General features: G+C 73.6%; 24 protein-coding genes. 13 read left to right on the forward strand and 11 right to left on the reverse strand.

The window, feature by feature from the left end; translation table 11 throughout:
• The first annotated feature begins 48 nt into the window (after positions 1-48).
• Positions 49-807 carry a methyltransferase domain-containing protein gene (locus ACF089_RS10730; protein WP_392024621.1) on the forward strand — a complete coding sequence of 253 codons (759 nt, stop codon included), beginning with the start codon at positions 49-51 and terminating at the stop codon, positions 805-807.
• Positions 804-1,877, forward strand: a complete 1,074-nt coding sequence (locus ACF089_RS10735) for a prenyltransferase (RefSeq protein WP_392024624.1) — start codon at positions 804-806, stop codon at positions 1,875-1,877. Before ACF089_RS10730 ends, ACF089_RS10735 begins: the two co-directional genes overlap by 4 nt.
• A gap of 144 nt (positions 1,878-2,021) precedes the next feature.
• On the opposite strand, the gene ACF089_RS10740 is transcribed toward ACF089_RS10735, so the two are convergent.
• Both ACF089_RS10740 and ACF089_RS10745 read right to left on the reverse strand, forming a co-directional pair.
• A complete protein-coding gene (locus tag ACF089_RS10740; RefSeq protein WP_392024627.1) occupies positions 2,022-2,315 on the reverse strand; it encodes a hypothetical protein in 294 nt (97 codons plus the stop codon).
• A gap of 51 nt (positions 2,316-2,366) precedes the next feature.
• On the reverse strand, positions 2,367-3,377 hold the full coding sequence (locus ACF089_RS10745) for an LLM class F420-dependent oxidoreductase (RefSeq protein WP_392024790.1): 1,011 nt from the start codon (positions 3,375-3,377) through the stop codon (positions 2,367-2,369).
• 173 nt (positions 3,378-3,550) lie between these two features.
• Between ACF089_RS10745 and ACF089_RS10750 the strand changes: the two genes are divergently transcribed.
• Positions 3,551-3,982 carry a nuclear transport factor 2 family protein gene (locus tag ACF089_RS10750; RefSeq protein WP_392024630.1) on the forward strand — a complete coding sequence of 144 codons (432 nt, stop codon included), beginning with the start codon at positions 3,551-3,553 and terminating at the stop codon, positions 3,980-3,982.
• Positions 3,983-4,236: 254 nt separating this feature from the next.
• Here the strand turns inward: ACF089_RS10750 and ACF089_RS10755 are convergent, their stop codons facing one another.
• The 3 genes from ACF089_RS10755 to ACF089_RS10765 all read right to left on the reverse strand — a co-directional run bounded on the left by ACF089_RS10755 (position 4,237) and on the right by ACF089_RS10765 (position 6,872).
• Positions 4,237-5,055, reverse strand: coding sequence for a hypothetical protein (locus ACF089_RS10755; protein ID WP_392024633.1), 819 nt, complete (start codon positions 5,053-5,055; stop codon positions 4,237-4,239).
• Positions 5,056-5,196: 141 nt separating this feature from the next.
• On the reverse strand, positions 5,197-6,174 hold the full coding sequence (locus ACF089_RS10760; protein WP_392024636.1) for an N-acetylmuramoyl-L-alanine amidase: 978 nt from the start codon (positions 6,172-6,174) through the stop codon (positions 5,197-5,199).
• Positions 6,175-6,200: 26 nt separating this feature from the next.
• Positions 6,201-6,872, reverse strand: coding sequence for a class I SAM-dependent methyltransferase (locus tag ACF089_RS10765; RefSeq protein WP_392024639.1), 672 nt, complete (start codon positions 6,870-6,872; stop codon positions 6,201-6,203).
• A 283-nt stretch (positions 6,873-7,155) separates the two neighbouring features.
• On the opposite strand from ACF089_RS10765, the gene soxR reads away from it, so the two are divergent.
• Entirely contained in the window at positions 7,156-7,632 is a 477-nt protein-coding gene (gene soxR, locus ACF089_RS10770) for a redox-sensitive transcriptional activator SoxR (RefSeq protein ID WP_392024642.1), read from the forward strand.
• A gap of 96 nt (positions 7,633-7,728) precedes the next feature.
• Here the strand turns inward: soxR and ACF089_RS10775 are convergent, their stop codons facing one another.
• A complete protein-coding gene (locus ACF089_RS10775; protein ID WP_392024645.1) occupies positions 7,729-8,100 on the reverse strand; it encodes a hypothetical protein in 372 nt (123 codons plus the stop codon).
• 129 nt (positions 8,101-8,229) lie between these two features.
• Here ACF089_RS10775 and ACF089_RS10780 point away from each other — a divergent pair, with 129 nt between their 5' ends.
• The 3 genes from ACF089_RS10780 (at position 8,230) to ACF089_RS10790 (ending at position 11,509) form a co-directional block, all read left to right on the forward strand.
• Positions 8,230-8,541, forward strand: coding sequence for a hypothetical protein (locus ACF089_RS10780; RefSeq protein WP_392024804.1), 312 nt, complete (start codon positions 8,230-8,232; stop codon positions 8,539-8,541).
• Between the two features lie 192 nt (positions 8,542-8,733).
• Positions 8,734-9,924, forward strand: a complete 1,191-nt coding sequence (locus tag ACF089_RS10785; protein WP_392024793.1) for a beta-ketoacyl synthase N-terminal-like domain-containing protein — start codon at positions 8,734-8,736, stop codon at positions 9,922-9,924.
• A gap of 145 nt (positions 9,925-10,069) precedes the next feature.
• The gene (locus tag ACF089_RS10790) at positions 10,070-11,509 is read left to right on the forward strand and encodes an MFS transporter (RefSeq protein WP_392024648.1); all 1,440 of its coding nucleotides are present in this window, start codon (positions 10,070-10,072) and stop codon (positions 11,507-11,509) included.
• A 98-nt stretch (positions 11,510-11,607) separates the two neighbouring features.
• Here ACF089_RS10790 and ACF089_RS10795 read toward each other — a convergent pair whose 3' ends face one another.
• The 3 genes from ACF089_RS10795 to ACF089_RS10805 all read right to left on the reverse strand — a co-directional run bounded on the left by ACF089_RS10795 (position 11,608) and on the right by ACF089_RS10805 (position 14,997).
• The gene (locus tag ACF089_RS10795; protein ID WP_392024796.1) at positions 11,608-12,240 is read right to left on the reverse strand and encodes a response regulator; all 633 of its coding nucleotides are present in this window, start codon (positions 12,238-12,240) and stop codon (positions 11,608-11,610) included.
• Between the two features lie 283 nt (positions 12,241-12,523).
• Positions 12,524-13,945 (reverse strand): sensor histidine kinase, encoded by a 1,422-nt coding sequence (locus ACF089_RS10800; RefSeq protein ID WP_392024651.1) that lies wholly within the window; start codon positions 13,943-13,945, stop codon positions 12,524-12,526.
• A 119-nt stretch (positions 13,946-14,064) separates the two neighbouring features.
• Positions 14,065-14,997: an ATP-binding cassette domain-containing protein gene (locus ACF089_RS10805; RefSeq protein WP_392024654.1), complete on the reverse strand. Its 933-nt coding sequence runs from the start codon at positions 14,995-14,997 to the stop codon at positions 14,065-14,067.
• 706 nt (positions 14,998-15,703) lie between these two features.
• On the opposite strand from ACF089_RS10805, the gene ACF089_RS10810 reads away from it, so the two are divergent.
• From ACF089_RS10810 to ACF089_RS10820, 3 genes are all read left to right on the forward strand, one after another.
• Complete coding sequence (locus ACF089_RS10810) at positions 15,704-16,558, forward strand: MaoC/PaaZ C-terminal domain-containing protein (RefSeq protein ID WP_392024657.1); 855 nt, start codon at positions 15,704-15,706, stop codon at positions 16,556-16,558.
• Between the two features lie 131 nt (positions 16,559-16,689).
• Complete coding sequence (locus ACF089_RS10815) at positions 16,690-17,769, forward strand: Zn-dependent alcohol dehydrogenase (RefSeq protein WP_392024660.1); 1,080 nt, start codon at positions 16,690-16,692, stop codon at positions 17,767-17,769.
• 157 nt (positions 17,770-17,926) lie between these two features.
• Positions 17,927-18,898 carry a 3-oxoacyl-ACP reductase gene (locus ACF089_RS10820; protein WP_392024663.1) on the forward strand — a complete coding sequence of 324 codons (972 nt, stop codon included), beginning with the start codon at positions 17,927-17,929 and terminating at the stop codon, positions 18,896-18,898.
• 177 nt (positions 18,899-19,075) lie between these two features.
• On the opposite strand, the gene ACF089_RS10825 is transcribed toward ACF089_RS10820, so the two are convergent.
• Positions 19,076-19,240, reverse strand: a complete 165-nt coding sequence (locus ACF089_RS10825) for a hypothetical protein (RefSeq protein ID WP_392024667.1) — start codon at positions 19,238-19,240, stop codon at positions 19,076-19,078.
• Between the two features lie 51 nt (positions 19,241-19,291).
• Complete coding sequence (locus tag ACF089_RS10830) at positions 19,292-20,341, reverse strand: hypothetical protein (protein WP_392024670.1); 1,050 nt, start codon at positions 20,339-20,341, stop codon at positions 19,292-19,294.
• A 547-nt stretch (positions 20,342-20,888) separates the two neighbouring features.
• Here ACF089_RS10830 and ACF089_RS10835 point away from each other — a divergent pair.
• The 3 genes from ACF089_RS10835 to ACF089_RS10845 are packed head-to-tail and all read left to right on the forward strand — an operon-like array spanning position 20,889 to position 23,817.
• Positions 20,889-21,728: a Nif3-like dinuclear metal center hexameric protein gene (locus ACF089_RS10835; protein ID WP_392024672.1), complete on the forward strand. Its 840-nt coding sequence runs from the start codon at positions 20,889-20,891 to the stop codon at positions 21,726-21,728.
• On the forward strand, positions 21,725-22,468 hold the full coding sequence (locus ACF089_RS10840; RefSeq protein ID WP_392024798.1) for a zinc ribbon domain-containing protein: 744 nt from the start codon (positions 21,725-21,727) through the stop codon (positions 22,466-22,468). The genes ACF089_RS10835 and ACF089_RS10840 overlap by 4 nt, the downstream gene beginning before the upstream one ends.
• A complete protein-coding gene (locus ACF089_RS10845) occupies positions 22,468-23,817 on the forward strand; it encodes a bifunctional RNase H/acid phosphatase (RefSeq protein WP_392024676.1) in 1,350 nt (449 codons plus the stop codon). The genes ACF089_RS10840 and ACF089_RS10845 overlap by 1 nt, the downstream gene beginning before the upstream one ends.
• The last annotated feature ends 29 nt before the right edge of the window (positions 23,818-23,846 follow it).

Consider the following 23,846-nt stretch of genomic DNA (forward strand, 5'->3'; position numbering starts at 1 on the left):
CACCGCGGCACCACGTCATCGAACTCTCGACTGCGAAAGCGGGAACCTGTGCTGACCGTCGACTTCTCCCGCTTCCCGCTCGCCGCGGGCGACCGCGTCCTCGATCTGGGCTGCGGCGCGGGACGCCACGCCTTCGAGTGCTACCGGCGCGGCGCCCGGGTCGTGGCCCTCGACCGCAACGCCGAGGAGATCCGCGAGGTCGCCACCTGGTTCGCGGCGATGAAGGAGGCGGGCGAGGCCCCCGAGGGCGCGACCGCCACCGCCATGGAGGGCGACGCCCTCAACCTCCCCTTCCCCGACGAGTCCTTCGACGTCGTGATCATCTCCGAGGTCATGGAGCACATCCCCGACGACAAGGGCGTCCTCGCCGAGATGGTGCGGGTGCTCAAGCCCGGCGGCCGGATCGCCGTCACCGTCCCCCGCTACGGCCCCGAGAAGGTCTGCTGGACCCTCAGCGACGCCTACCACGAGGTCGAGGGCGGCCATATCCGCATCTACCGGGCCGACGAACTCCTCGCCAGGATCGAGGAAGCCGGACTCGTCCCCTACGGCACCCACCACGCCCACGCCCTGCACAGCCCCTACTGGTGGCTCAAATGCGCCCTCGGCGTCGACAACGACAAGGCGCTGCCGGTCAAGGCGTACCACCGGCTCCTGGTCTGGGACATCATGAAGAAGCCACTGGCCACCCGGCTCGCCGAGCGGGCGCTCAACCCGCTGATCGGCAAGAGCTTCGTCGCCTACGCCACCAAGCCCCAGCTCCCCTCGGCCGATTCCGCCGCCGCCGCGACCGGGGCCCGCGCGTGAGCAATCCCCCCACCGAGCACCTCATCCTCCCCGGGGTGCTCACCGCAGAGGAGGCCGCCGAGACCGTCGCGGGCATCCTCGCCGTCCAGCGCGAGGACGGCGCCATCCCCTGGTTCCGCGGCCACCACCTCGACCCGTGGGACCACATCGAGGCCGCCATGGCGCTGGACGCCGCGGGCGAGGACGAGGCCGCGGCCCGCGCGTACGCCTGGCTGCTGCGCCACCAGAACGAGGACGGCTCCTGGTACGCCGCCTACGCCGACGGAGACGCCGGCCGGCCCACCGGCCGGAGCCGGGAGAGCAACTTCTGCGCCTATGTCGCCGTCGGCGTCTGGCACCACTACCTCGCCACCGGCGACGAGGCCTTCCTCGACCGCATGTGGCCGGCGGTCTGCGCGGCGGTCGAGTTCACCCTGCGGCTCCAGCAGCCCGGCGGCCAGATCGGCTGGAAGCGCGAGGCCGACGGCGCCCCGGTCGCCGACGCCCTGCTCACCGGCAGCTCCTCCATCCACCACGCGCTGCGCTGCGCGCTCGCCATCGCGGACGAGCGCGAGGAGCCCCGGCCCGCGTGGGAGGCGGCGGCGGGCGCGCTCGCCCACGCGATACAGAGCCATCCGGAGCGCTTCCTGGACAAGGACCGCTACTCGATGGACTGGTACTACCCGGTCCTCGGCGGCGCGGTCACGGGACCCGGGGCCAAGGCGCGGATCGAGGAGCGTTGGGAGGACTTCGTCGTCCCGGGCCTCGGGGTGCGCTGTGTGCTGCCGAACCCCTGGGTGACCGGCGGCGAGAGCTGTGAACTGGCCCTGGCGCTCTGGGTGATGGGGGAGTCGGACCGCGCCCTGGAGATCCTCCAGTCCATCGCCCATCTGCGGGCCCCCGACGGCATGTACTGGACGGGGTACGTCTTCGAGGGCGAGCGGGCGATCTGGCCCGAGGAGCGCACCGCCTGGACGGCCGGCTCGCTGCTGCTGGCGGTGGCCGCGCTCGGGGGGGACGAGGCGACCACCGCGGTCTTCGGCGGGGAACGGCTGCCGCGCGGCTCCGCCCCCGACTGCTGCGCGTTCTGACGGCTCCGGTCTTCGTTTCGGGCTCGGCGAGGGTCCGGCGGCGGGCCGGGTCCGGCGGTGGGTCGTGTCCGGGGCGGGCCGGGTCCGGGGCGTGTCCGGGCCGGGTCGGGTCCGCCGACGGGTCCGTCTCGGCCGGCCGGTCCGTCAGCGGCCGCGCAGGCGTCCCGCCACGGCGTGCCCGACGAAGAGATAGACCACGGCCGCCAGCCCGTATCCGGCGACGACCCGCGCCCAGGCCGCGTCGAAGGTGAACAGGTCGTGGGACCAGCCCGCCAGGAACCGGGCGCTGTCCTGGACGAAACCGACCAGCTCGTTGCCCCGGTTGGCGTCCAGCAGATACATCAGGATCCACAGGACGATGATCGCGGCCATCACGTCCGCGACGACCGCGACGACCGTCGCGGCCTGGTGCGTTCCGTTGCGATGACGAGGACTCATGTCTCCTCGGGTTACCGCTGTCGCCCCGGGGAAACCCGCCGGGGCGGGCTTTCACAGCACCAGCTCCGCCAGGGTGCGCAGCGTCCGGGCGTCCGGCGAGGTCAGCAGCAGATCCGTGACGGGTCCGGACCGCCACGCGTCGAGCCGTTCGGCGATCCGCTCCCTCGGTCCGATCAGCGAGATCTCGTCGGCGAAGGCGTCGGGAACAGCGCGCACGGCCTCGGGCCGGCGCCCCTCGGCGAACAGCCGCTGGATCCGCCGCGCGGCGGATCCGTACCCCATCCGCGCCATCAGCTCGGCGTGGAAGTTCCGGGTCCGGTGTCCCATGCCTCCGATGTAGAAGCCGAGCGCCGTCTTGACCGGGGTCAGCCCCTCCGCGACGTCGTCGCAGACCCGGGCGTGCACCAGCGGCGCGATCATGAACCCGTCGGGCACATCGGTGAGCGCCTCGTCGTACGCGCCGGTCCGCGCCGGTGACCAGTGCAGCGGCAGCCAGCCGTCGGCGATCCGCACCGTCTGGGCGATGTTCTTGGGGCCCTCCGCGCCGAGGAGCAGCGGGAGCGTCGCGCGCAGCGGGTGGGTGATCGGCCGGAGGGGCAGGCCGAGTCCGGTGGCGTCGGGGCCGCGATAGGGGTGGGGGTGGAAGCGGCCGTCCAGTTCGACGGGCCCCTCGCGGCGCAGGACCTGGCGGATGACCTCCACGTACTCCCGGCTCGCGGTGAGCGGGGAGGCGGGGAACGGTCGGCCGTACCAGCCCTCCACCACCTGGGGGCCGGACAGTCCCAGGCCGAGCATCATCCGGCCGCCGGAGAGGTGGTCCAGGGTGAGCGCGTGCATCGCGGTCGCGGTCGGGGTGCGGGCGGCCATCTGCGCCACGGCGGTGCCGAGCCTGATCCGGGAGGTGTGCGCGGCGATCCAGGTGAGCGGGGTGAAGGCGTCGGAGCCCCAGGCCTCGGCGGTCCAGACGGAGTCGTATCCGAGGCGTTCGGCCTCCAGGGCGAGTTCGAGCCGGCCCGGGGCGGGGCTCCGGCCCCAGTAGCCGAGCGCCAGTCCCAGTCGCAGCCCCATGGCCGCCCTCCGCTCCATAGGTGACGATCCGTCAGATTAGGGCGGCGACTCCGGGCCGGGAAGAGCCCGGAGAGGGAATCTCTAGGTAATCAAGTTTGACTAGACGGGAGATCGGGGATACGGTTCCCGAGCATCCGAGCATGATCGTTCCGAATGGGAGACACCGTATGACCCCGCTGCCCGACGCCGGTCACATCCCCACCGCCGAAGAGCTGGCCGAGATCGACGCCTGGTTCGCCGCCTTCGACTCCTACAGCGGCCGGCGCGAGATCGAGCGCATGGCCGATGTCGCCGTCTTCCCCCTCAACCTGGTCAGCGACGACGCCGAGGGCAACGGCGCCTCGGCCCAGTGGGACCGTGAGCAGTACATCGCCACGATGACCCAGGTGATGGGCGGGGGCGACGAGGACATCGCCTTCGAGTCCACCCGCACCCCCGTCTTCCTCTCCTCCGCCATGGTGATCGTCTTCAGCGACTCGGTCATGACGGCCGGCGGACGGTCCCAGCGGATGCACTACGCCGACGTCCTGATCAAGCGCGACGGCGCGTGGGCGTTCCAGACCATGATCCAGGGGGGTTGGGGGGAGAACCTCCGCTGACCGAGGGGGTCGCCCGCCGCTGTGGGCGGGCGGTGCGGGGGAGCGGCGCGGCTGTGGGCGGGCGGTGCGAGGGGCCGGCGCTGTTGTGCGCGGGCGACGCGAAGAGGTCGCCGTACCTCTCGCGCGTGCGGTACGGAGAGGTCGCCGTCCCTCTCGCGCGGGCGGCACGGAGAGATCGCCGTCCCCTCGGGCGGGCGACGCGAAGGGGCCGCCGGAACGTCCGGCGGCCCCTTCGTACGGTGGTGCGGCGCGCGTCAGCCGCGCTGAATGCCCGAGGTGTCCTGGAGCACTCCGCGCCGGCCGTCCTGCGTCTGGGCGATCAGGCCCGAGCCGCGCTGCTCGACCGCGAGATACCAGGTGCCCGGCGCGAGTTCGGCGATCGGGCTGGGCGAGCCGTCCTCGCCGTACAGCGGACGGGCCACCGGCACCGCGAACCAGAACGGCGCGAAATCGGCCGCCGGGGCCGGCTGCGCCGCGGCGGCCGGTCCGGGCTGGGCCGGCTGGCCGCCGTAGGAGGGCTGGGACTGGCCCGGCTGCTGACCGCCGTACGGCTGCTGCTGCTGCGCGCCCGGGTAGCCGTAGCCGCTCTGCGGCTGGCCGCCGTACGGCTGCGGCGACGCCGGACGCGGCGCGCCGAGCAGCGGGGCCTTGAGGGCGGGCACCAGCTGCGAGCAGACCGCGCCCGCCGCCAGCACGAGAGCCCCGATGAAGCCGAGGATCAGACCGGTGCCCGCGTCCGGGTCCAGCTCGCCGTTGAACGAGCCCGCCGGGTCGAAGATGGCGCCCAGCGCCGACCAGGCGGTGAAGACCGCCAGCGCGATGCCGAGGTGGCCCAGCTCGATGCCGATCACCTTCGGCGGCCGGGGCAGCAGATGGGAGAGGACGATCAGGGCCGCGCTGATGATGCCGGCCAGATAGACGCCGAGAAGCAGGGAACCGTTGTCCCAGGCGTTGGGCACATCCCCGCAGAGGGCGCCGGAGCAGTCGATCGTATCCAGGAACGAGGCGATGAACAGCAGGACCGCTGCTCCGATCACCACGCCATCACCTCGTGTGAGGGAGCGGATGTTCACGTAAAAAGTCCTTCTTGGGTCGTCTCATCGGGGCGGTCTTCGCTGCCGCCCGCGGCGGTGTGCGTGGCGCGGAGCTGGGGGTGGGCTCCCCGTTCGTGGGGATGAGGCTATCGTCTGCCCGTTCCGGCCGTCTGCAGGGTGTCAGGAGACATCGGGCTCCGGGGAGGCGGCCGGGGGCGGCCCCGGCCGTGCGGTCAGATGGGCGCGGAGCCCGTCCGCGATCCCCTGCGCGGCCCGCTGCCGCCACCCGGCGCTGGTCAGCAGCGCCGCGTCGGCGGGGTCGCGCATGTTGCCGCACTCGATGAACACCTTCGGCACGGTGGACAGATTGAGCCCGCCGAGATCGGTGCGCACATCCAGCCCGGTGCCGCCGCCCGCGTAATTGGACGGATCGGTGCCGGTCGCGCGGCCGAAGGCCCCGGCGATCCGCTCGCCCAGCTCGCGCGAGGGCCCCACGATCCTTCCGGTGTCCGCCGCGCCCGCGCGGACCGGTCCGGGCAGGATCAGATGGAAGCCGCGATGGCCCCTGGCCGAGCCGTCCGCGTGGACGGAGACGACCGCGTCCGCGCGGGCCGCGTTGCCGATCCGGGCGCGCTCGTCCACACAGGGGCCGAAGGGCCGCTCCCCGTCGTGGGTGAACACGACCCGCGCGCCCTGCTCCTCCAGCAGGGCGCGCAGCCGGTGGGAGACGTCGCGGGTGAACGCGGCCTCGGTGTAGCCGTCGTCGGTCGAGGTGCCCGTCGCGTCGCAGGGCTTCCGGTTGGTCCCGATGTCCACGGGCGCGTTGATCTCGTCCGTGTGCCGGAAGTTGCCCGGGTTGTGGCCCGGGTCGACGACGACCGTCCGGCCCTTCAGCGGTTCCCGGCCGCCCGGCTTCCCGTCGTCGGAACTCTCTCCCGGCTTCTCCCGGGGCTTCTCGCCGGGCTTCCCTCCGGGCTTCTCCCCGGGGGTTTCGCCGGCGGTCTTCGTCGCGGGCGGCGGGCCGCTCTCCGGCGCCCCGTTCACCGACTCCATGGCCAGCCACCCGGCCAGTGCCGCGGCCGGCACGAGTACGGCTGCGGCGATGGCGGGCGCGCCGGGCCTCCGGCGCCGGGGGCGGTCCATCTCGTCGTACGACACCTGCGCGATGGTAGGTGATGGCCGGGTCAGACGCCCGGTCCGGTGCGCCGGAGCACCCGCAGCGAGTCGGTCGCGGAGACCTCGGTGAACGCGCCGGAGCCGAGCGCCCGCCGATAGACGCGGTACGGGGCCTGCCCGCCGTCGGCCGGGTCCGGGAAGACGTCGTGGATCACCAGCAGTCCTCCGTCGGCCAGCAGCGGCGCCCATCCCTCGTAGTCCGCCGTGGCGTGCTCGTCGGTGTGCCCGCCGTCGATGAAGACCAGCCCGAGCGGGGTGCTCCAGACCCGGGCGACCTGCGGGGAGCGGCCGACGATCGCGACGACGTGGTCCTCCAGGCCCGCGCGGTGCAGGGTGCGGCGGAAGGTCGGCAGGGTGTCCATCCGGCCGACCTCCGGGTCCACGACCGACGGGTCGTGGTACTCCCACCCCTCCTGCTGCTCCTCGCTGCCCCGGTGGTGGTCGACGGTGATCGCGGTCGTCCCGGCGGCCCGCGCCGCGTCGGCGAGCAGGATCGTCGACCGCCCGCAGTACGTGCCCACCTCCAGCAGCGGCAGCCCGAGCGCCCCCGCCTCCACGGCGGCGGCGTGGAGCGCGAGCCCCTCGACCCGGGGCATGAACCCCTTGGCGCTCTCGAAGGCGGCGAGGATCGCCGGCGTGGGCGCGGTGTCGGGGGCGGTGCCAGGGGCGGTTTCGGGCATGGCGGGGGCTCCTCGGGTGGGTGCGTACGGCCGCGGGTACGGATGCGCGGGCGTGCGGGGTGTACGGGGCGGCGGGGTGTACGGGACGGTCCGTGCGTGCGGGCGGGGCGGCGGGGTGTACGGGGCGGGGCGGCGGTGCGGGGGCGTACGGGCTGGTCAGCGGCGGTCCTTCACGGTCCGCGCCGCCCGGTCGTCCATCGTGCCGTACCCGCCCCCGCCCGGCGGCGGCCCGGGTCCGGTTACGCTGTTACTTCAAGTGGACTTGAAGTAAAGGCGGCCGGCAGTGAAGGCTCCGACGGATCTGCTCACCGTCGGCGAGGTCGCCCTCCGGGCGGGAATCGCCACCTCCGCCGTCCGCTTCTACGAGGAGCGGGGGCTGATCGCCTCCGAGCGCACCCCGGGCAATCAGCGCCGCTACCCCCGCCATGTGCTGCGGCGCATCTCGCTGATCCTGGCGGCCAAACGGATGGGCATCCCCCTCTCCGAGGTCCTGGAGGTGTTCCGGCCCCTGCCGGACGGCCGGATGCCCGCCAAACGGGACTGGGAGCGCATCTCGCGGCGCTGGGCCGGTCTTCTCGAAGTCCGGCGGCGGGAGATCGAGGAGCTGCAACGGGAGATCACCGGGTGCATCGGCTGCGGCTGCCTCTCCCTCCAGCGCTGCGGCGTGCTCAATCCCGGGGACGAGCTGGGCGAGGCGGGCGCCGGCCCGCGCCGGCTCTCGGCGCACGGGGAGGGGCCCCCGGGGGCCTCCTCCGGCTGAACCTCGCGGGCGGTCTCCGCCCGGCCTCGGCGGACGCCGCTCCCCACGGCCTCGCGGGCACCGCTCCCGATCGCCTCCCGACGCCCCGCCCATGGCTCAGCGACCGGACCTCGGGCGACCGGTCCAGCGGCCGAGGAGGCGGCGGGAACGGCGGGCGCGCGGCCGCCCCGGCCGATGCGGTCCGCGCCGCCGGGCGTCCGCCGCGCCCGCCCGGCCTGTCGCGCCGGGGCCGCGCCCCCGGTGACCGTCCGGCGAGAGGACCGGGGCCTTGCGCTCCGTCTGGGCCCGGATCTCGACATACGACTCATGGGAGGTGGCACGGAACGCCTCCTCGTACGAGGCCAGGGCGGCGCTCATGGCCCCGCCCGCGAGACCGCGCCGCCGAATGCGCGCCGCCAGCCTGGCGAAGAGGAACAACACCACGGCGAAGCCGCCGACCACGATCAGGAACGGTAAGAACGCATCCATGGGAACGAGCCTACGGGCCGCCTGTGCCGCTCCCCGGGCGACCGCCCGCCCGCCGCCGCCGGATCGGCGCCCGGGAAACCCCGGTAGCTGACCTACCGTCAGATTGAAACGTGTTCTACTCTGCCGCGCATGGGCATCGCGTTCACGCACGAACAGAGGGAGCCGGCCGCGTCCGTCCGACGACGGCCGGCGCGCACCGTGCCGCTCGACGAGGTCCGCGCCCTGCCCGACGGTCGCTCCGGCACGACCGGCAGACCCGCCCACTGGGACGCGACCGTCCGGCAGGGACTCCTCGGGGTACGTCTGCCGGGGAGTACGGGGGCGGGGGAGCGGGCCGTCCACGGGCTGCTCATGTCCCGCTGTCCGGCCATCGCGGGCGGCACTACCCAGGTCCGGTTCAACGTCGTCGCCGAACGTCTCCTCGGCCTTCCCCGCGACTGAGGCTCCCCGGAGCCGGAGCCGGAGCCGGAGCCGGGGCCGGGGCCGGGGCCGGGGCCGGGGCCGGGGCCCTGGTGCTCCCCACCCTCCTCGTCGCGGTGTCCATGACGCGCGCCGTGTCCGCGCGCTGCGGGGACCGGGCGGCCCCAGCACTCCCAACAGTCCCAGCGATCCCAGGAGAGAGAGCACACCATGGTGAAGAGCTATGTCGTCGGCGTCGGCATGACCCCGTTCGAGAAGCCCGAATCCCGGGACCGGCCGTACTGGGAGATGGCCGCCGACGCGGGCTCCGAGGCCCTGGCCGACGCCGGGATCTCCTACGAGGACGTCGAACAGGTCCCCGTCGGCCACTGCTTCCAGCCCTCCACCGCCGGCCAGCGCGCCGTCTACGAACTGGGGCTGACCGGTGTGCCCATCTACAACGTCGACAACAACTGCGCCACCGGCGCCACCGCGCTGATGCTGGCCCGCCAGTTCGTCGAGGGCGGCCTCAGCGACTGCGTACTCGCCCTCGGCTTCGAGAAGATGCGCAAGGGCGCGCTCGGCGGCGGCGCGGGCGGCGGCGACCTCAAGGGCTCGCCCGTCGGCCGCCACTACGGGGTGATGGCGGCGGCCCACGGCTTCGCGGCCACCCCGCCCACCGCGCAGATCTTCGGCAACGCGGCCCGCGAGCACATGGACCGCCACGGCACCACGGAGGCGCAGCTCGCGGCCGTCGCCGCCAAGAACCACCGGCACTCGGCGCTCAATCCGCGCGCCCAGTTCCGGGACGTCCACACCGTCGAGGAGATCCTCGCCGCCAAGACCGTCCACGCGCCCCTGACCAGACTCCAGTGCTCGCCCACCTCCGACGGAGCGGCGGCCGCCGTCGTCGTCTCGGAGCGCTTCGTCGCCGAGCGCGGACTGCGCGGCCGCGCGGTGGAGATCGCCGCGCAGACGATGACGACCGACACCGGCGCGTCCTTCTCCTCCGGCTCCTGCGTCGACGTCGTGGGGCGGCCGATGTCCCGGGCGGCCGCGCTCGCCGTGTACGAGTCCTCGGGCCTCGGCATCGAGGACGTCGACGTCATCGAACTCCACGACTGCTTCTCGATCAACGAACTCCTCACCTACGAGGCGCTCGGCATGTGCGCCGAGGGCGCGTCCGGGAAGCTGGTGGAGAGCGGCGCGACGACCTACGGCGGACGATGGGTCGTCAACCCCTCCGGCGGGCTGATCTCCAAGGGCCATCCGCTCGGCGCGACCGGACTCGCCCAGATCGCGGAACTGGTCTGGCAGCTGCGCGGAGAGGCCGGCCCCCGCCAGGCGGCCGGGGCCAGGACCGGCCTCGCCCACAATATCGGCCTCGGCGGAGCCGCCGTCGTCACCCTGCTCCGCGCGGTCTAGAACCCCGCCCCGCGCGCCCCCGGCCCGCCCCAGCGCACCCCCGGCCCCGGCGGCGCGCACCGGCCCGCACCAGGCCGGCGGGCCCGGAGCCGCACACCGAGCCGACCGTATAACCGGATGTACGGACCGGAACACGGCTGAGACCATGACAGTCATGGTCCAAGCCCCCGCAGATGCCCAGCAGAGCCGAATACCCCCTTCCGCCGCCCGCCCCGCCCGTGCCTGGCTGGTGATCCTCGCCGCCAGCGCCGGGCAGTTCCTCGTCGTCCTCGATGTCTCCGTCGTCAATGTGGCGCTCCCCTCGATGCGCGCCGACCTCGGGCTCTCCACCACCGGGCTCCAATGGGTGCTCAACGCCTACTCCATCGCGTTCGCCGGATTCATGCTCTTCGGCGGGCGGGCCGCCGACCTCTTCGGCCGCAAGCGGACCTTCCTCTTCGGGCTCGGACTCTTCACCGCCGCCTCCCTCGCGGGCGGTCTCGCGCAGGAGGGCTGGCAACTGCTCGCCGCCCGCGCCGTGCAGGGCCTGGGCGCGGCCGTGCTCGCCCCGGCGACCCTCACCATCGTGACCGCCGCCGTCCCGCCGGGACCCGCCCGCACCCGGGCGATCGGCACCTGGTCGGCCGTGGGCGCCGCGGGCGGCGCGGCCGGCGGATTCGTGGGCGGACTTCTCACCGATCTCCTCTCCTGGCGCTGGGTTCTGCTGATCAATGTGCCGGTGGGCGCACTGGTGCTGATCGGCGCGGCGATCTGGCTCACCGAGAGCCGGGCCGGCTCGGGCCGCCGACTGGACCTCCCCGGCGCGATCCTGGTCACGGCGGGCCTGGGCGCCGTCGCCTACGGCATCGTCCAGACCGAGGAGTCCGGCTGGACCGCCGCCGCCACCCTGCTGCCCCTGCTCGGCGGCTTCGCCCTGCTCGGCCTCTTCGTCCTCGTCGAGGCCCGGACGACGACCCCGCTCATGCCGCTGAAACTCTTCCGCTCACGAGCCGTCACCGCGGGCAATGTGACGATGATGCTCTGCGGCTCGGCCTCCTTCGCCATGTGGTTCTTCATGACGGTCTACGCCCAGAACGTGCTCGGCTACACCCCGCTCGAAGCCGGACTGGCGCTCGTCCCCAGCTCTGTCAGCGTGATCGTCGGCTCCAAACTCGCCCCCCGGCTGATGGCCCGCGCCGGAGCCGTGAACATCGCCGCCGCCGGAGCGCTGATCGCCGCGACCGGCTTCGCCTGGCAGTCCCTGATGACCGCCGACGGCTCCTTCTTCACCATGATCCTCGGGCCCGGCATCCTGATGATGATGGGCATCGGCCTCGCCGCCACCCCGCTCGCCTCCCTCGCCACCGCCGGCGCCGAGCCCGGCGACGTGGGCCTGGTCTCCGGAATGATCAACACCTCCCGGACCATGGGCGGCGCACTGGGCCTCGCCGTCCTCTCCACCGTCGCCGCCTCCCGCACCGACGGCAGCACCGCCCCCGCAGATCTGGCCGCCGGCTACGCCCTCGCCTTCCGGGTCGGCGCGGGACTGCTCTTCACCTGCGCGGTGCTTTGTCTACTTTGGCTGCCCCGCCGCGAGCAGCCATGACTCCCGGCCCCGGCGTCGAGCTGCCATGACACCCCGCCCAGGGATCCTGGACCGGCGGCCCTGGCCCACCCGGCCCGGGGACCCTGGACCGGCCGGCCCTAGAGCCAGCCCTGACGACGCGCCGCCCGCACCGCCTCCATCCGATTGCGGGTGCCCGTCTTCCCGATCGCGGACGAGAGGTAATTCCGCACGGTCGACTCCGACAGATGCAGCGCCCCCGCGATGTCCGCCACCGTCGCCCCGTCCACCGCCGCGTTCAGCGCGTCCCGCTCCCGCATCGTCAGCGGGCTGGGCCCTGCGCTCAGCGCGGCGGCGGCGAGCGCCGGATCGATCACGGTCTCCCCCGTCAGCACCCGGCGGATCGCCCGCGCCAACTCCTCCACCGGCCCGTCCTTGACCAGAAAACCCACCGCCCCGGCCTCCATCGCCCGCCGCAGATACCCCGGCCGGCCGAAGGTCGTCAGAATCAGCACCCGGCACTCCGGAACCTCGTCCCGCAGCTCGGCCGCCGCGTCCAGCCCGCTGCGCCCCGGCAGTTCGATGTCCAGCAGGGCCACATCGGGCCGTACCTCCAGCGCCTTGGGGGTGATCTCGTCGCCCCGGCCCACCTGGGCGACGACCTCCATATCGGCCTCCATCCCGAGGAGCATCGCCAGCGCTCCCCGCAGCATGCCCTGGTCCTCGGCGAGCAACAGGCGTACGGACTTGGCGGGCCGGTGGTCCCGGGGCATCTCTTCCACGGCGTCATCGTAGGCCCGCCCGGGGGCCCGGGCCCGGGGCAGCGGGCCGAACGGGCGCCCCGCCGCCGACCCCGCCGACCCGCCCCCGGAGTCCCGCCTTCCACCCGACCTACGCCCCGGTCCACCCGCCCGCACCCCGTCCCCCGCGCCGCCTATCCGCGCATCGCCGCCCGCCCGCACCCCGTCCCCCGCGCCGCCCATTCGCGCACCGTCTCCCGCGCGCAGCCCCCGGGGCGGTCCGCCCGCGCTCCGCCTCGCGGACCGCTGTCCGCCGTCAGCCGCCGGCGGCTCCGCGAGTGTGCGGCGCCCCGTCCGTGTTCGTGGCCGTCCCTCCGCCGGGATCCGCCGATTCATCCCGCCCCGCCCCCGATCCCGACTCGTCATCCGATTCGCCGTACGACTTCTTCCCCGCCGGGCCCGCGGGCCCCTCCGTCTCCGGCCCCTCCATCTCCGGCCCCTCCGTCGTCTGCCCCTTCGTCTCCGGCCCTGGTTCCGCGTACCAGGCGTCACCCGCCTCCGTGCGACGGACCGCCGGGTCGTCCATGGGGAGTTCCGCGCTGACTCGGAAGCCGCCGCGGCCGAGCGGGCCGGCCTCCAGCGAGCCGCCCGCTGCGGCTATCCGCTCGGAAAGACCCCGCAGCCCGGTGCCGTCCGCCCGGGAGACCAGGCCGGCCTGGGACAGGAGATCCCCGTGCGACCAGCTCTCCTGCCGCCGCCCGGCCGGGATTCCGACGCCGTCGTCGACGACGGAGACCCGGGCCCGGTCCGCCGTGCCGCGCACGGTGATCTCACAGGTCGTGGCACCGCTGTGCCGGACCGCGTTGGTCACCGCCTCCCGGACCACCCACCCCAGCAGGGCGGCCGTCTGCGGGGCCAGCGGCGCCCCCGACTGATGGACGACCGGATCGATCCCGGACGCGGTCAGCGCCAGCCGCGCCCGGTCCAGCTCGGTGGTGAGGGTGCCCTCCCGATAGCCGGTCACCGCCTCCCGGATCTCGGTGAGCGCCTGCCGGCCGACGGACTCGATGTCGGCGATCTCGGCCAGCGCCGCGTCCAGATCCCTCGGGCCGAGCCGCCGGGCCACCTCCGACTTCACCACGATCACCGACAGGGTGTGCCCGAGCAGATCGTGCAGATCGCGGGAGAAACGCAGCCGCTCCTTCTCCACGGCGATCCGGGCCAGCTCCTGCCGGGTCTCCAGCAGTTTGTTCACCGCTTCGGAGAGCGCCAGGATCGCCGTGGACACCATCCCCGAGATGAACGTCCCATAGGCGATGCCGACCGCGCCCCAGCCCTCCCGCATGAACGCGATCCAGCTCGCCCCGACCGTCAGCAGGACGATCCACACCTTCACCTGACGGCCGCGCAGCACCGTGCCCGTCGCCAGCCCGAGCAGCGGGAAGAAGAGCAGCCAGGCGCCGCCGTACAGCCCCGCCAGCCCGAAGCCGACGGCGGCCAGGGCGAGGAGCAGCCAGCGGGTGGCCGGCGCTTCCCGCGCGGTCTTGTCGAAGGCGCGGAAGACCAGATTGACGTAGAGGGTGTTGAAGACCAGCAGCCCGATCCCGCCGATCCAGGGGTGGGGCGTCTCGCCCTGGAGCAGATTGGACAGCGCCCCTGTCCCGAGCAGAAGCCAGGGGAGCATCGCGAAGCCGCTGGGCGGTCCCAGCTCGTCGGGGCGCGACCCTCTTCTGTTCATCCACATCCGCTGGTCCCCGCTCTTCCCCCGGGCGGTCCCGTGCCGTCCGCGCGGACCGACGGTACGAGACCGGCGGGGCCAGGCGCACGGCCAGGGCCGGACTCCCCGGGCAGCCCCGCTCACCGGGACGGCGAGGCGTCCAGCAAGGTCGCCTCCAGCCGGGAGGTCAGGGCGAGGAAGGCGTCTTCGAGGGAGACGGTGGCGACTTCCAGACCCCGTATCGCGTTCATCCGGGCGAGGGCGACGACGGTGGCGTCGGTGTCGGTGGTGGCGAGCCGGGCCCGGTCGCGGCGTATCTCCACGGAGACCACGCCCGGAAGCTCGATCAGTCCATGGCTGCCCCGGCCGGCCAGATCGACGGAGACCACGGTGCCGCCGGCGGATCGCCTCAACTCCTCGCCGCTGCCGTCGGCGACGATCCGGCCGTGGTCCAGCACGACGATCCGGTCGGCGTTGTCATCGGCCTCCTCCAGATAGTGGGTGGAGAACATCACCGCGTGGCCCCGGGCCGCGTATCCCCGGACGGCGGACCAGAAGGCGGTGCGCGCCTTCGCGTCGAGCCCGGCGGTGGGCTCGTCCAGAACGATCAGCTCGGGGTCGCCTATCAGCGCGACGGCGAGCCGCATCCGCCGCAGCTCACCGTCGGAGAGCAGATCGGCGCGCCGGTCGGCGAGATCGGTGAGCCGGGCCAGCCGCAGCGCCTCGGCGACGGAGAGCGGGCGGGGGAAGGTGTGGGAGGCGAAGGCTATCTGCTCGCGGACGGTGGCCCGGGAGACCGGCCGGTCGTCCTGGAGCATGAAGCCCACCCGCCCCAGGGCCACCGCTTGGGCGGGGGAGTGGCCGAAGAGGCGGACATCACCGGTGTCGGGGGCGGTCAGACCGAGCGTCAGGCCGATCGCGGTGGATTTTCCGGCGCGGTGACGGCCGAGGAGGGCGACCGTCTCGCCGCGCCGGACGGCGAGATCGACGCCGTCCACGGCGTGCACGGCGCCGAAGGACTTGGCCGCCCCGGCGAGGCTCACGACGGGTGCCGCAGATGGGGTCTTGGTCATGGGTGCAACGCTACGGAGGAGGCCCGGTAGCACGGCAGATGCGCATGTACGGACTCGGCAGTGACAAATGTCCTGGTCCTGGGAGCCGCCCAGGCTCCCGCTCCGGGAGACCTCCGCGAGCCGTCCCGAATCACCCGCCCCGGGAGCCGGTCCGGCCGCCGCCGATCCCCTATCTGACATGGCGTCAGGCATCTTCACAACCACCGGGCCCTGCGTTATACATAGGACCGGTCGATCCTAGAACGCGTTCTAGAGCGGGCGCGGGGCCGGCCCCCGTACGACCTCGGTGCGGCCGACGGTGCGGACGGCCGTGCCGAGGTCTCCCCGCGGAACCTCGGCGCGCACCCCCGTACCCCGCACCCCTGCATCCAGGGGTTCCGTACCCGCCACACCGCACCCGTACCCGGCGGGCACCGCACACCACTGCCCGGCACCGCGAGGCACCACCGCACCGCACCGCACGGCCCCGGCGGGATACGGCTCCACCGGCGGGCCCCGCCCCGGAGCCCGGAGTGCCGGAGCACGTACCGAAACCTCGGCCCCGCCGAACCGGAACCACCAGCACCGGAACCCCAACCGGAACCAACACCGGAACACCGGAACACCGGAACACCGGAACACCGGAACACCGGAACACCGAAGGGCCTGGACCCAGCAGCGGACAGTACGCGCACACCCCCCGGACCAGCGAGGGAGCAGCCTCCACATGCCCATCGACCCCGCCAGGGCCGTCGCCGCGGCCCCCCGTAGCGCCGAGATCAGCTGGGACCACAGGGACGTCCAGCTCTACCACCTCGGCATCGGGGCAGGCGTCCCCGCCACCGACCCCGCCGAACTCCGCTACACCCTGGAATCCCGGCTCCAGGTGCTGCCGAGCTTCGCCACCGTCGCCGGCGCGGGCCGCGGACTCGCGGGCGGCCTCTTCGGCCCCGGCGTCGACATCGACCTCGCGTCCGTCCTGCACGGCGGCCAGACCGTCCTGCTGCACCGCACCCTCCCGGCCTGCGGAGCCGCCGTCTCGACCTCCCGGATCGCCGCCGTGTACGACAAGGGAACCGCCGCGATCCTGGTGCTGCGCACCGAGGCGTCCGACGCCGAAGGGCCGCTGTGGACCAGCGACTCCCAGATCTTCGTCCGCGGCGAGGGCGGCTTCGGCGGCGACCGCGGCCCCTCCGCCCGCGCCGAACCGCCCGTCGGCGCGCCGGACAAGACCGTCGAGAAGCGGATACGGGAGGACCAGGCGCTGCTCTACCGCCTCTCCGGCGACCTCAACCCGCTCCACGCCGACCCCGAGTTCGCCGCCCTGGCCGGATTCGACCGGCCCATCCTGCACGGACTCTGCTCGTACGGGATGACCCTCAAGGCGGTGGTCGACACCCTGCTCGACGGGGACGCCGCCCGGGTCCGCTCGTACACCGCCCGCTTCGCCGGAACGGTGTTCCCCGGCGAGACCCTGCGCATCCGGATGTGGTCCGGGGCGAACCGGGTCCGCGCGACGGTCACGGCCGTCGAACGCGACGACGCTCCCGTGCTCGCCGACACCGTCGTCGAGCACGGCTGACACCAGGACGGGAACCGCGACCTGAGCCACGACCGGAACCGCAGCCCGACTCACGACCGGAATCACGACCGGAACCAGGACCGGAACCAGGACCGGAACCAGGACCGGAACCATCAGAGGGGAGCCGTACCGTGCGCGCAGCCGTACTGCACGAGACCGGGCAGACGAAACTCGACGTGCTGGACGACGTGGAGGCCGTGGGCTTCGGCCCGGGAAAGGTCAGGGTCCGGATCAGGGCCACCGGACTCTGCCATTCCGACGTCTCCGCCATGAACGGGGTGCTTCCGCAGCCCGCGCCGTTCGTCCCCGGCCACGAGGGCGCGGGCGAGATCCTCGACGTCGGCGACGGGGTGACCCAGCTCAAGGCGGGCGACCGGATCCTGGTCTGCTGGCTGCCGGCGTGCGGTACGTGCCCCTCCTGCCGGCGTGGCCAGTCCCAGCTCTGCCTGGCCGGTTTCCTCAACGCGGGCACCCCCAACTTCACCCGCTCCGGCGGCGGCGAGATCTTCGGCTTCGCGGGCACCGGCACCTTCACCGAGGAGGTGGTCGTCGACGCCTCCTGCGCGGTCCCGATCCCGGACGACGTGCCGTTCGACATCGCCGCGCTGATCGGCTGCGGGGTCACCACCGGCCTCGGCGCGGCGATCAACACGGCCGATGTGGCCGCCGGTTCCTCGGTCGCGGTGATCGGCTGCGGCGGCGTCGGCATCTCCGCGATCCAGGGCGCGCGGCTCAAGGGAGCGGCCCGGATCGTCGCCGTCGACCCCATCGCCTCCCGGCGCGAGGCCGCCCTCCGCTTCGGCGCGACCGAGGCGGTCCCGCCCGACGGACTGGGCGACGCGCGGCAGCGGATCACCTCGGGCGAGGGCTTCGACTACGTCTTCGAGGTCGTCGGCAAGTCCGCCACGGCGCGCACCGCGTACGAGGCGACCCGGCGCGGCGGCACGCTCTGCGTCGTCGGCGCGGGCTCCATGGACGACTTCCTCCAGCTCAACATGTTCGAGCTGTTCTTCGACGAGAAGCGGATACTGCCGTCGATGTACGGGGGAGGGGACGCGCTCACCTCCTACGAGCGGGCGATCGCGCTCTGGCGGGCGGGCCGCATCGACCTGGAATCGATGATCACCCACCGGGTGCCGCTCGCCCGGATCAACGACGCGGTGGAGCAGATGCGTACGGGCGAGGCCCTGCGCACCTGCATCGAGATCTGACGCCCGCCCGGACCGCACCGCTCGCCCGACGCGCGCCCGCACCTGTACCCCCGCCCGCACCCGCACCTGTACCCCGCACTCGCACCCGTACCTGCAGCCCCACACGCACCCCCCACCCCACCCCACCGAAGCTCCCCTGTCACCGAAAGGATTTCGGATGTCTCAGCAGCCACTCGACGGCCTCTCCGCCGTCGTCACCGGTGCGGGCCGCGGGCTCGGCCGGGCGGAGGCGCTCGAACTGGCCCGGCTCGGCGCGAGTGTGGTCGTCAACGACTACGGCGCTCCCGGGCGCGACGGATCGGGCGGCTCCTCGGCGGCCCCGGCGGCGGAGGTCGCCGAGGAGATCCGCGCCGCCGGGGGCGCGGCGATCGCCCACCACGGCGACGTCGCCGACCACGAGCAGGCTCGCGAACTGGTCCGCCTCGCCGTCTCGCACTTCGGCAAGCTGGACGTCCTGGTCAACAACGCGGGCATCCTCCGCGACCGGATGATCTTCTCGATGGGCGAGGACGAGTGGGACTCGGTGATACGCGTCCACCTCAAGGGTCACTTCAACACCATCCGGTTCGCCTCCGCGCACTGGCGCGAACGTGCCAAGGCGACCGGCGGGCCGGTCTACGGGCGGATCGTGAACACCTCGTCGGAGGCGTTCCTCGCGGGGTCGGCGGGGCAGCCGAACTACGCGGCGGCCAAGGGCGGAGTCGTCGGTCTGACCACCTCCACCGCCCTCGCGCTGGCGAGATACGGCGTCACCGCGAACGCGATCTGCCCCCGGGCCCGGACCCGGATGACCGAGGACGTCTTCGCCGGTGTCCAGGAGCCCCGGGACGGAGCCCTCGATCCGCTCGCGCCGGAGCACGTCTCGCCCCTCGTCGGCTATCTGGCCTCGCCCGCGGCCGCGCGCGTCAACGGTCAGCTCTTCGTCGTCCACGGCGGTCTGGTGGCCGTCGTCGAGCGCCCCAGGGTCGCCGCCCGCTTCGACACCGTGAAGGAGGCCTTCACCTACGACGAACTCGACGCCCTCCTCACACCCCACTACGCGTCCGCGCCGCCCGGGGAGACCTTCGCCGCCGCCGAGGTGCTCCGCCTCCGGCACGAACCGGGCGGAACCGGCCCCGCCGACCGTTGAGCGGACCCCGCCGGCACACCGGAGCCCCGGCGAGCGAGTGACCGCCCCGGACCACCCCCGTAAACCACACCCCCGTAAACCACCGGCTCCTCAGAGAACCGGGCCCACAGAGAACCGGGCCCGTCCGCCCCCGGAGCCGTGGCTCCTGAGGCTGACGGGCCCGGTGAGAATCAGCGGTCAGCCGGCCGGATCGGTCGTCGGACGACGGTGCTTGCCGTGCGGCTCCGCCCCCGAGTCCTCCCGTGCCGCCGCGACTCCCCGGTGCTTCCCGGCCCTCTCCCCCTCCGACTCCTCCAGCCCGTGCGGACGACCCTCAGCCGTGACGGTTCGTGCATCAGACATGCGAAAACTTCCCCCAGTGCGTGAACTGAACAACTTTGCAAGGCGCAGAGTTTATCCAAGCCCCGTCCGCCCCATGAGCGGAGCCTGCTGCAACGGGACGGGCCTGCACACGACCGGCACCACCGGAGGTTCCGGTTCCTCCCGTGGCGGCTCCTCCGTACCGAACACCCGCGCCGCGTCCAGCCGCGCCACTCCGCAGCCGCCCGCCTCCCGCACGCACGGCAGCCGGAGCACCCCGGTGTCGCTCCAGGTGCCCGCGCCGGCCATCCAGCCGACGGGCGCGGCCAGTTGGTGCAGCCGACGGCCCGAGGGACGCCATACGCCGAGCCGGCTCCCCGCCGCGCCCTCGACCCACAGCGCCACCCCGCAGCTCTCCGGCAGCAGCGTCTGCCCCGGCTGCACCGCGAACGGGGTCACCGAACACCCCGGCGGCCGCAGGCTCTCCGGGAAGCGGACCGGCTGACTGCTGCCCAGCACCCCCCACCCCAGCAACTCCTGCCCCGGCGCGTTCGAGCGGATCAGCAGCAGTCCGCTGTCGGGATCGGCCAGGACCAGCCGGTCGTCGCTCGTCTCGGAGATCTGGAGCAGCGGGGACACCTCGCCGCCCCGTTCCAGATCCACCGCCACCGCCTTCAGCGGGCCCTGGGCGTGTCTGCGGTCGAGCGCGAGCATCCGGCCCGTACGGTCCAGCCACACCCCGCCGGAGCAGTGCCCCGGGATCTCCGCCACATGCTCGGGGCCGAACGCGCCCCCGGCCACCAGCCAGACGGACGACGACCGCTCCCCGGGCACGACGGCGTACGCGCGGGTGCCGTCGGGCGACGGCGGCAGCAGTCTCAGCTCGGCGGACTCGACCCCGCCGAGGCTGATCTCGCCCGTACCGGGGTCCGTCGGATACACCAGCGAGAAGAGATGACGCCCGGCCGCCCGTCTGCGGATCAGCACCCGTCCGTCGGTGAGCGGGCGCACATCGGTGCCGCGCTCCTCCGGCTGGGCGAGCGGCAGCGGTACGGCGTAGGGCTCGGGGCCGTCCAGCGTCCACCGCTCCGGGAACAGCGACTCTCCCTCGCCCGCGAGGCGGGCCGCGTATGTGCCGTCCACGGTGAGGGTGATGCCTCCGCCGCCGCCCGCGAACCCGGTCGCGCCGCCCCTGGACCCCGACCCCGACCCCGACCCCGACCTCGACCCCGATCCGCCGGAGGCCGCGCCGCCGGACGCCGATCCGCCCGACACCGGCCCGACCCCGGCCCCGGGCCCCCCGGACCCCGAGCCCCCGACGCCCGCCCCTCCGGACACCCGCCCCCCAGGCCCCGATCCACCGGAAACCCGCCCCGGAACACTCCCGCTGACACGCACTGTCATCGTTCCGTCACCTCCGGTGATGAAGCTAGATTTCGTACTTCCTGCCGAACAACACAAGACCGAGCTGTTCACACATAAGGGTGTCCGGAGCGGGATTCCGCCCCGGGCGGGGTGCCGGGTGTGCTGGACCGAGCGGCCGGCGCAGCGGTCGGCGGGCGGAGGCCGCACCCCGGCCGCACCCCCATCGCGCCCCGGCCCCACCCCGACCCCACCCCGACCCCACCCCGACCGAACCCCGAGGCACCGCCCGGACCTCGGCCGCGCGTGGCGCGGGTAACCTGTTTGCGTGCCCCGTCTGTCTGAAGTCATCGACGCCCTCGACGCCCTGTGGCCCCCCGAGCGGGCCGAGGGGTGGGATGCCGTCGGCACCGTCTGCGGCGATCCGGACGCCGAGGTCGGACGGGTGCTCTTCGCCGTCGACCCCGTCCAGGAGATCGCCGACGAGGCGATCCGGCTCGGCGCACAGCTGATCGTCACCCACCACCCGCTCTATCTGCGCGGTACGACGACGGTCGCGGCCGGTCATTTCAAGGGCCGGGTCGTGCACACCCTGATCAAGAACGACATCGCCCTCCATGTCGCCCACACCAACGCGGACACCGCCGACCCCGGGGTCTCCGACGCCCTCGCGGGCGCGCTCGACCTCCGGATCGTCCGCCCCCTGATCCCGGACGCGAGCGATCCGAACGGCCGTCGGGGCCTCGGCCGGATCTGTGAGCTGGACCACCCCGAGACCCTCGCCGAGTTCGCCGAACGGGCGGCGAAGCGCCTGCCCGCCACCGCGCAGGGCGTCCGGCTCGCGGGCGACCCGGACGCCCTCGTCCGTACGGTCGCGGTGAGCGGCGGCTCCGGCGACAGCCTCTTCGACGCCGTACGGGCCGCGGGCGTGGACGCCTTCCTCACCGCCGATCTGCGCCACCACCCCGTCTCCGAAGCCACCCAGCACTCCCCGCTCGGGCTGGTGGACGCCGCGCACTGGGCCACCGAGTGGCCCTGGTGCGAGCTGGCGGCCGCCCAGCTCGACGAAATCTCCGACCGGCAGGGCTGGAACCTGCGGGTCCATGTCTCGCGCACGGTCACCGATCCCTGGTCATCCCGTTTCTCTTCTCCTGGAGCCCCCAACTGAACGCCGCGCCCGCCGACCAGATCCGACTTCTCGAAGTCCAGGCCCTCGACGTACGCCTGTCGCAGCTCGCCCACAAGCGCAAGTCGCTGCCCGAGCACGCCGAGATCGAATCGCTCACCAAGGACCTCACCCAGCTCCGCGATCTGCTGGTCGCCGCGCAGACCGAGGAGAGCGACACCGCCCGCGAGCAGACCAAGGCCGAGCAGGACGTCGACCAGGTGCGCCAGCGCGCCGTACGCGACCAGCAGCGCCTGGACTCCGGCGCGGTCAGCTCCCCCAAGGACCTGGAGAGCCTCCAGCGCGAGATCGTCTCCCTCGCCAAGCGCCAGGGCGACCTGGAGGACATCGTCCTCGACGTGATGGAGCGCCGTGAGTCGGTCCAGGAGCGTCTCGCCGAACTGACCGAGCGCGTCTCCGCCGTCCAGGCCAAGACGGACGACGCCGTCGCCCGCCGCGACGAGGCCCAGCTCGCGCTGGACACCGAGGCCGCCTCGGTCACCAAGGACCGCGAGGCCGTCGCGGCCGTCATCCCCGCCGACTTCCTCAAGCTGTACGAGAAGCTCCGCGTCCAGCAGGGCGGCGTCGGCGCGGCCCGTCTCTTCCAGCGCCGCTGCGAGGGCTGCCGGCTGGAGCTGAACATCACCGAGCTGAACGATGTGCGCGCGGCCTCGCCCGACACCGTGCTGCGCTGTGAGAACTGCCACCGCATCCTCATCCGCACCTCCGAGTCCGGCATCTGATGCCGAAGTTCGTCGTCGAGGCCGATGGCGGCTCCCGGGGAAATCCCGGCCCGGCGGGGTACGGCGCGGTGGTGATCGACGCGGCCAGCGGTGAGACCCTCGCCGAGGCGGCCGAGTACATCGGCGTCGCGACGAACAATGTCGCCGAGTACAAGGGCCTGATCGCCGGATTGAAGGCCGCGCACGCGCTCGACCCGGAGGCCGCGGTGCATGTCCGTATGGACTCCAAGCTCGTGGTCGAGCAGATGTCAGGGCGCTGGAAGATCAAGCACCCGGACATGAAGCCGCTGGCGGCGCAGGCGGCCCGGGTCCACCCGGCCTCCTCCGTCACCTATGAGTGGATCCCGCGCGAGAAGAACAAGCACGCGGACCGGCTCGCCAACGAGGCGATGGACGCGGGCAAGAAGGGCAGGCAGTGGGAGCCCGCGCGCTCCACGGCCGAGTTCTCCGCCCGTGACGAGGCGGCCGCCCGGATCGTCGGCGACGCGACGGCGGGAGCCGCGAAGGCCCGGGCCGCCCTGGCGGGACCGGCCGCGGGGACCGTCACGGCGGAGTCCGGAGGAGCCGCCAGGACCGCCACGGCGGAGTCCGGAGGAGCCGCCCGGACCGTCACGGCGGAGCCCGGGGGAGCGGCCAGGACCGCCACGGCGGTCGCCGCTCCGCCTGCCGCCGCCTCGTCCGCCGCCGCTCCGTCCGTCGGCTGGGGGCTCGCCGCCGACCTCGGCGCGCCCGCGACGCTCGTCCTCCTGAGGCACGGCGAGACCGCCCTCACCCCCGAGAAGCGCTTCTCGGGCAGCGGGGGCGGCGACCCGTCGCTCTCCGCGGCCGGCCGCCGCCAGGCCGAGGCCGTCGCGGCGGCCCTCGCCGCGCGCGGCACCGTCCAGGAGATCGTCAGCTCCCCGCTCAAGCGCTGCCGCGAGACGGCGGAAGCGGTCGCCGCCCGGCTGAATCTCGACGTCCGCGTCGAGGACGGGCTGCGCGAGACGGACTTCGGGGCCTGGGAGGGCCTGACCTTCGCGGAGGTCCAGGAGCGGTACGCCGACGATCTGGCCGCCTGGCTGGGCTCGACGAAGGCCGCTCCGACCGGCGGCGGCGAGAACTTCGCCGCGGTCGCCCGCCGGGTGGCGGCGGCCCGGGACCGGATCACCGCCCGCTCCGCCGGCCGGACCGTCCTCCTCGTCACCCATGTCACCCCGATCAAGACCCTGGTGCGGCTCGCGCTCGGAGCGCCGCCGGAGTCGCTGTTCCGGATGGAGCTGTCGGCGGCGTCGCTGTCGGCGGTGGCGTACTACTCCGACGGCAACGCGTCCGTACGGCTGCTCAACGACACCTCGCACCTGCGGGGCTGACCGCCGAGACCGCCCGGCCCTTCGCGAAC

Origin of the sequence: Streptomyces sp. NPDC014894 (assembly GCF_043080985.1) — a bacterium.
GTDB lineage: Bacteria > Actinomycetota > Actinomycetes > Streptomycetales > Streptomycetaceae > Streptomyces.

Coding starts and splice junctions, on each gene's coding strand:
- ACF089_RS10740 (WP_392024627.1), bottom strand. CDS start 2,315: ATGAGTCCTCGTCATCGCAACGGAACGCACCAGGCCGCGACGGTCGTC.
- ACF089_RS10750 (WP_392024630.1), top strand. CDS start 3,551: ATGACCCCGCTGCCCGACGCCGGTCACATCCCCACCGCCGAAGAGCTG.
- ACF089_RS10765 (WP_392024639.1), bottom strand. CDS start 6,872: ATGCCCGAAACCGCCCCTGGCACCGCCCCCGACACCGCGCCCACGCCG.
- ACF089_RS10775 (WP_392024645.1), bottom strand. CDS start 8,100: ATGGATGCGTTCTTACCGTTCCTGATCGTGGTCGGCGGCTTCGCCGTG.
- ACF089_RS10780 (WP_392024804.1), top strand. CDS start 8,230: ATGGGCATCGCGTTCACGCACGAACAGAGGGAGCCGGCCGCGTCCGTC.
- ACF089_RS10790 (WP_392024648.1), top strand. CDS start 10,070: ATGACAGTCATGGTCCAAGCCCCCGCAGATGCCCAGCAGAGCCGAATA.
- ACF089_RS10795 (WP_392024796.1), bottom strand. CDS start 12,240: ATGCCCCGGGACCACCGGCCCGCCAAGTCCGTACGCCTGTTGCTCGCC.
- ACF089_RS10800 (WP_392024651.1), bottom strand. CDS start 13,945: ATGAACAGAAGAGGGTCGCGCCCCGACGAGCTGGGACCGCCCAGCGGC.
- ACF089_RS10805 (WP_392024654.1), bottom strand. CDS start 14,997: ATGACCAAGACCCCATCTGCGGCACCCGTCGTGAGCCTCGCCGGGGCG.
- ACF089_RS10810 (WP_392024657.1), top strand. CDS start 15,704: ATGCCCATCGACCCCGCCAGGGCCGTCGCCGCGGCCCCCCGTAGCGCC.
- ACF089_RS10820 (WP_392024663.1), top strand. CDS start 17,927: ATGTCTCAGCAGCCACTCGACGGCCTCTCCGCCGTCGTCACCGGTGCG.
- ACF089_RS10825 (WP_392024667.1), bottom strand. CDS start 19,240: ATGTCTGATGCACGAACCGTCACGGCTGAGGGTCGTCCGCACGGGCTG.
- ACF089_RS10845 (WP_392024676.1), top strand. CDS start 22,468: ATGCCGAAGTTCGTCGTCGAGGCCGATGGCGGCTCCCGGGGAAATCCC.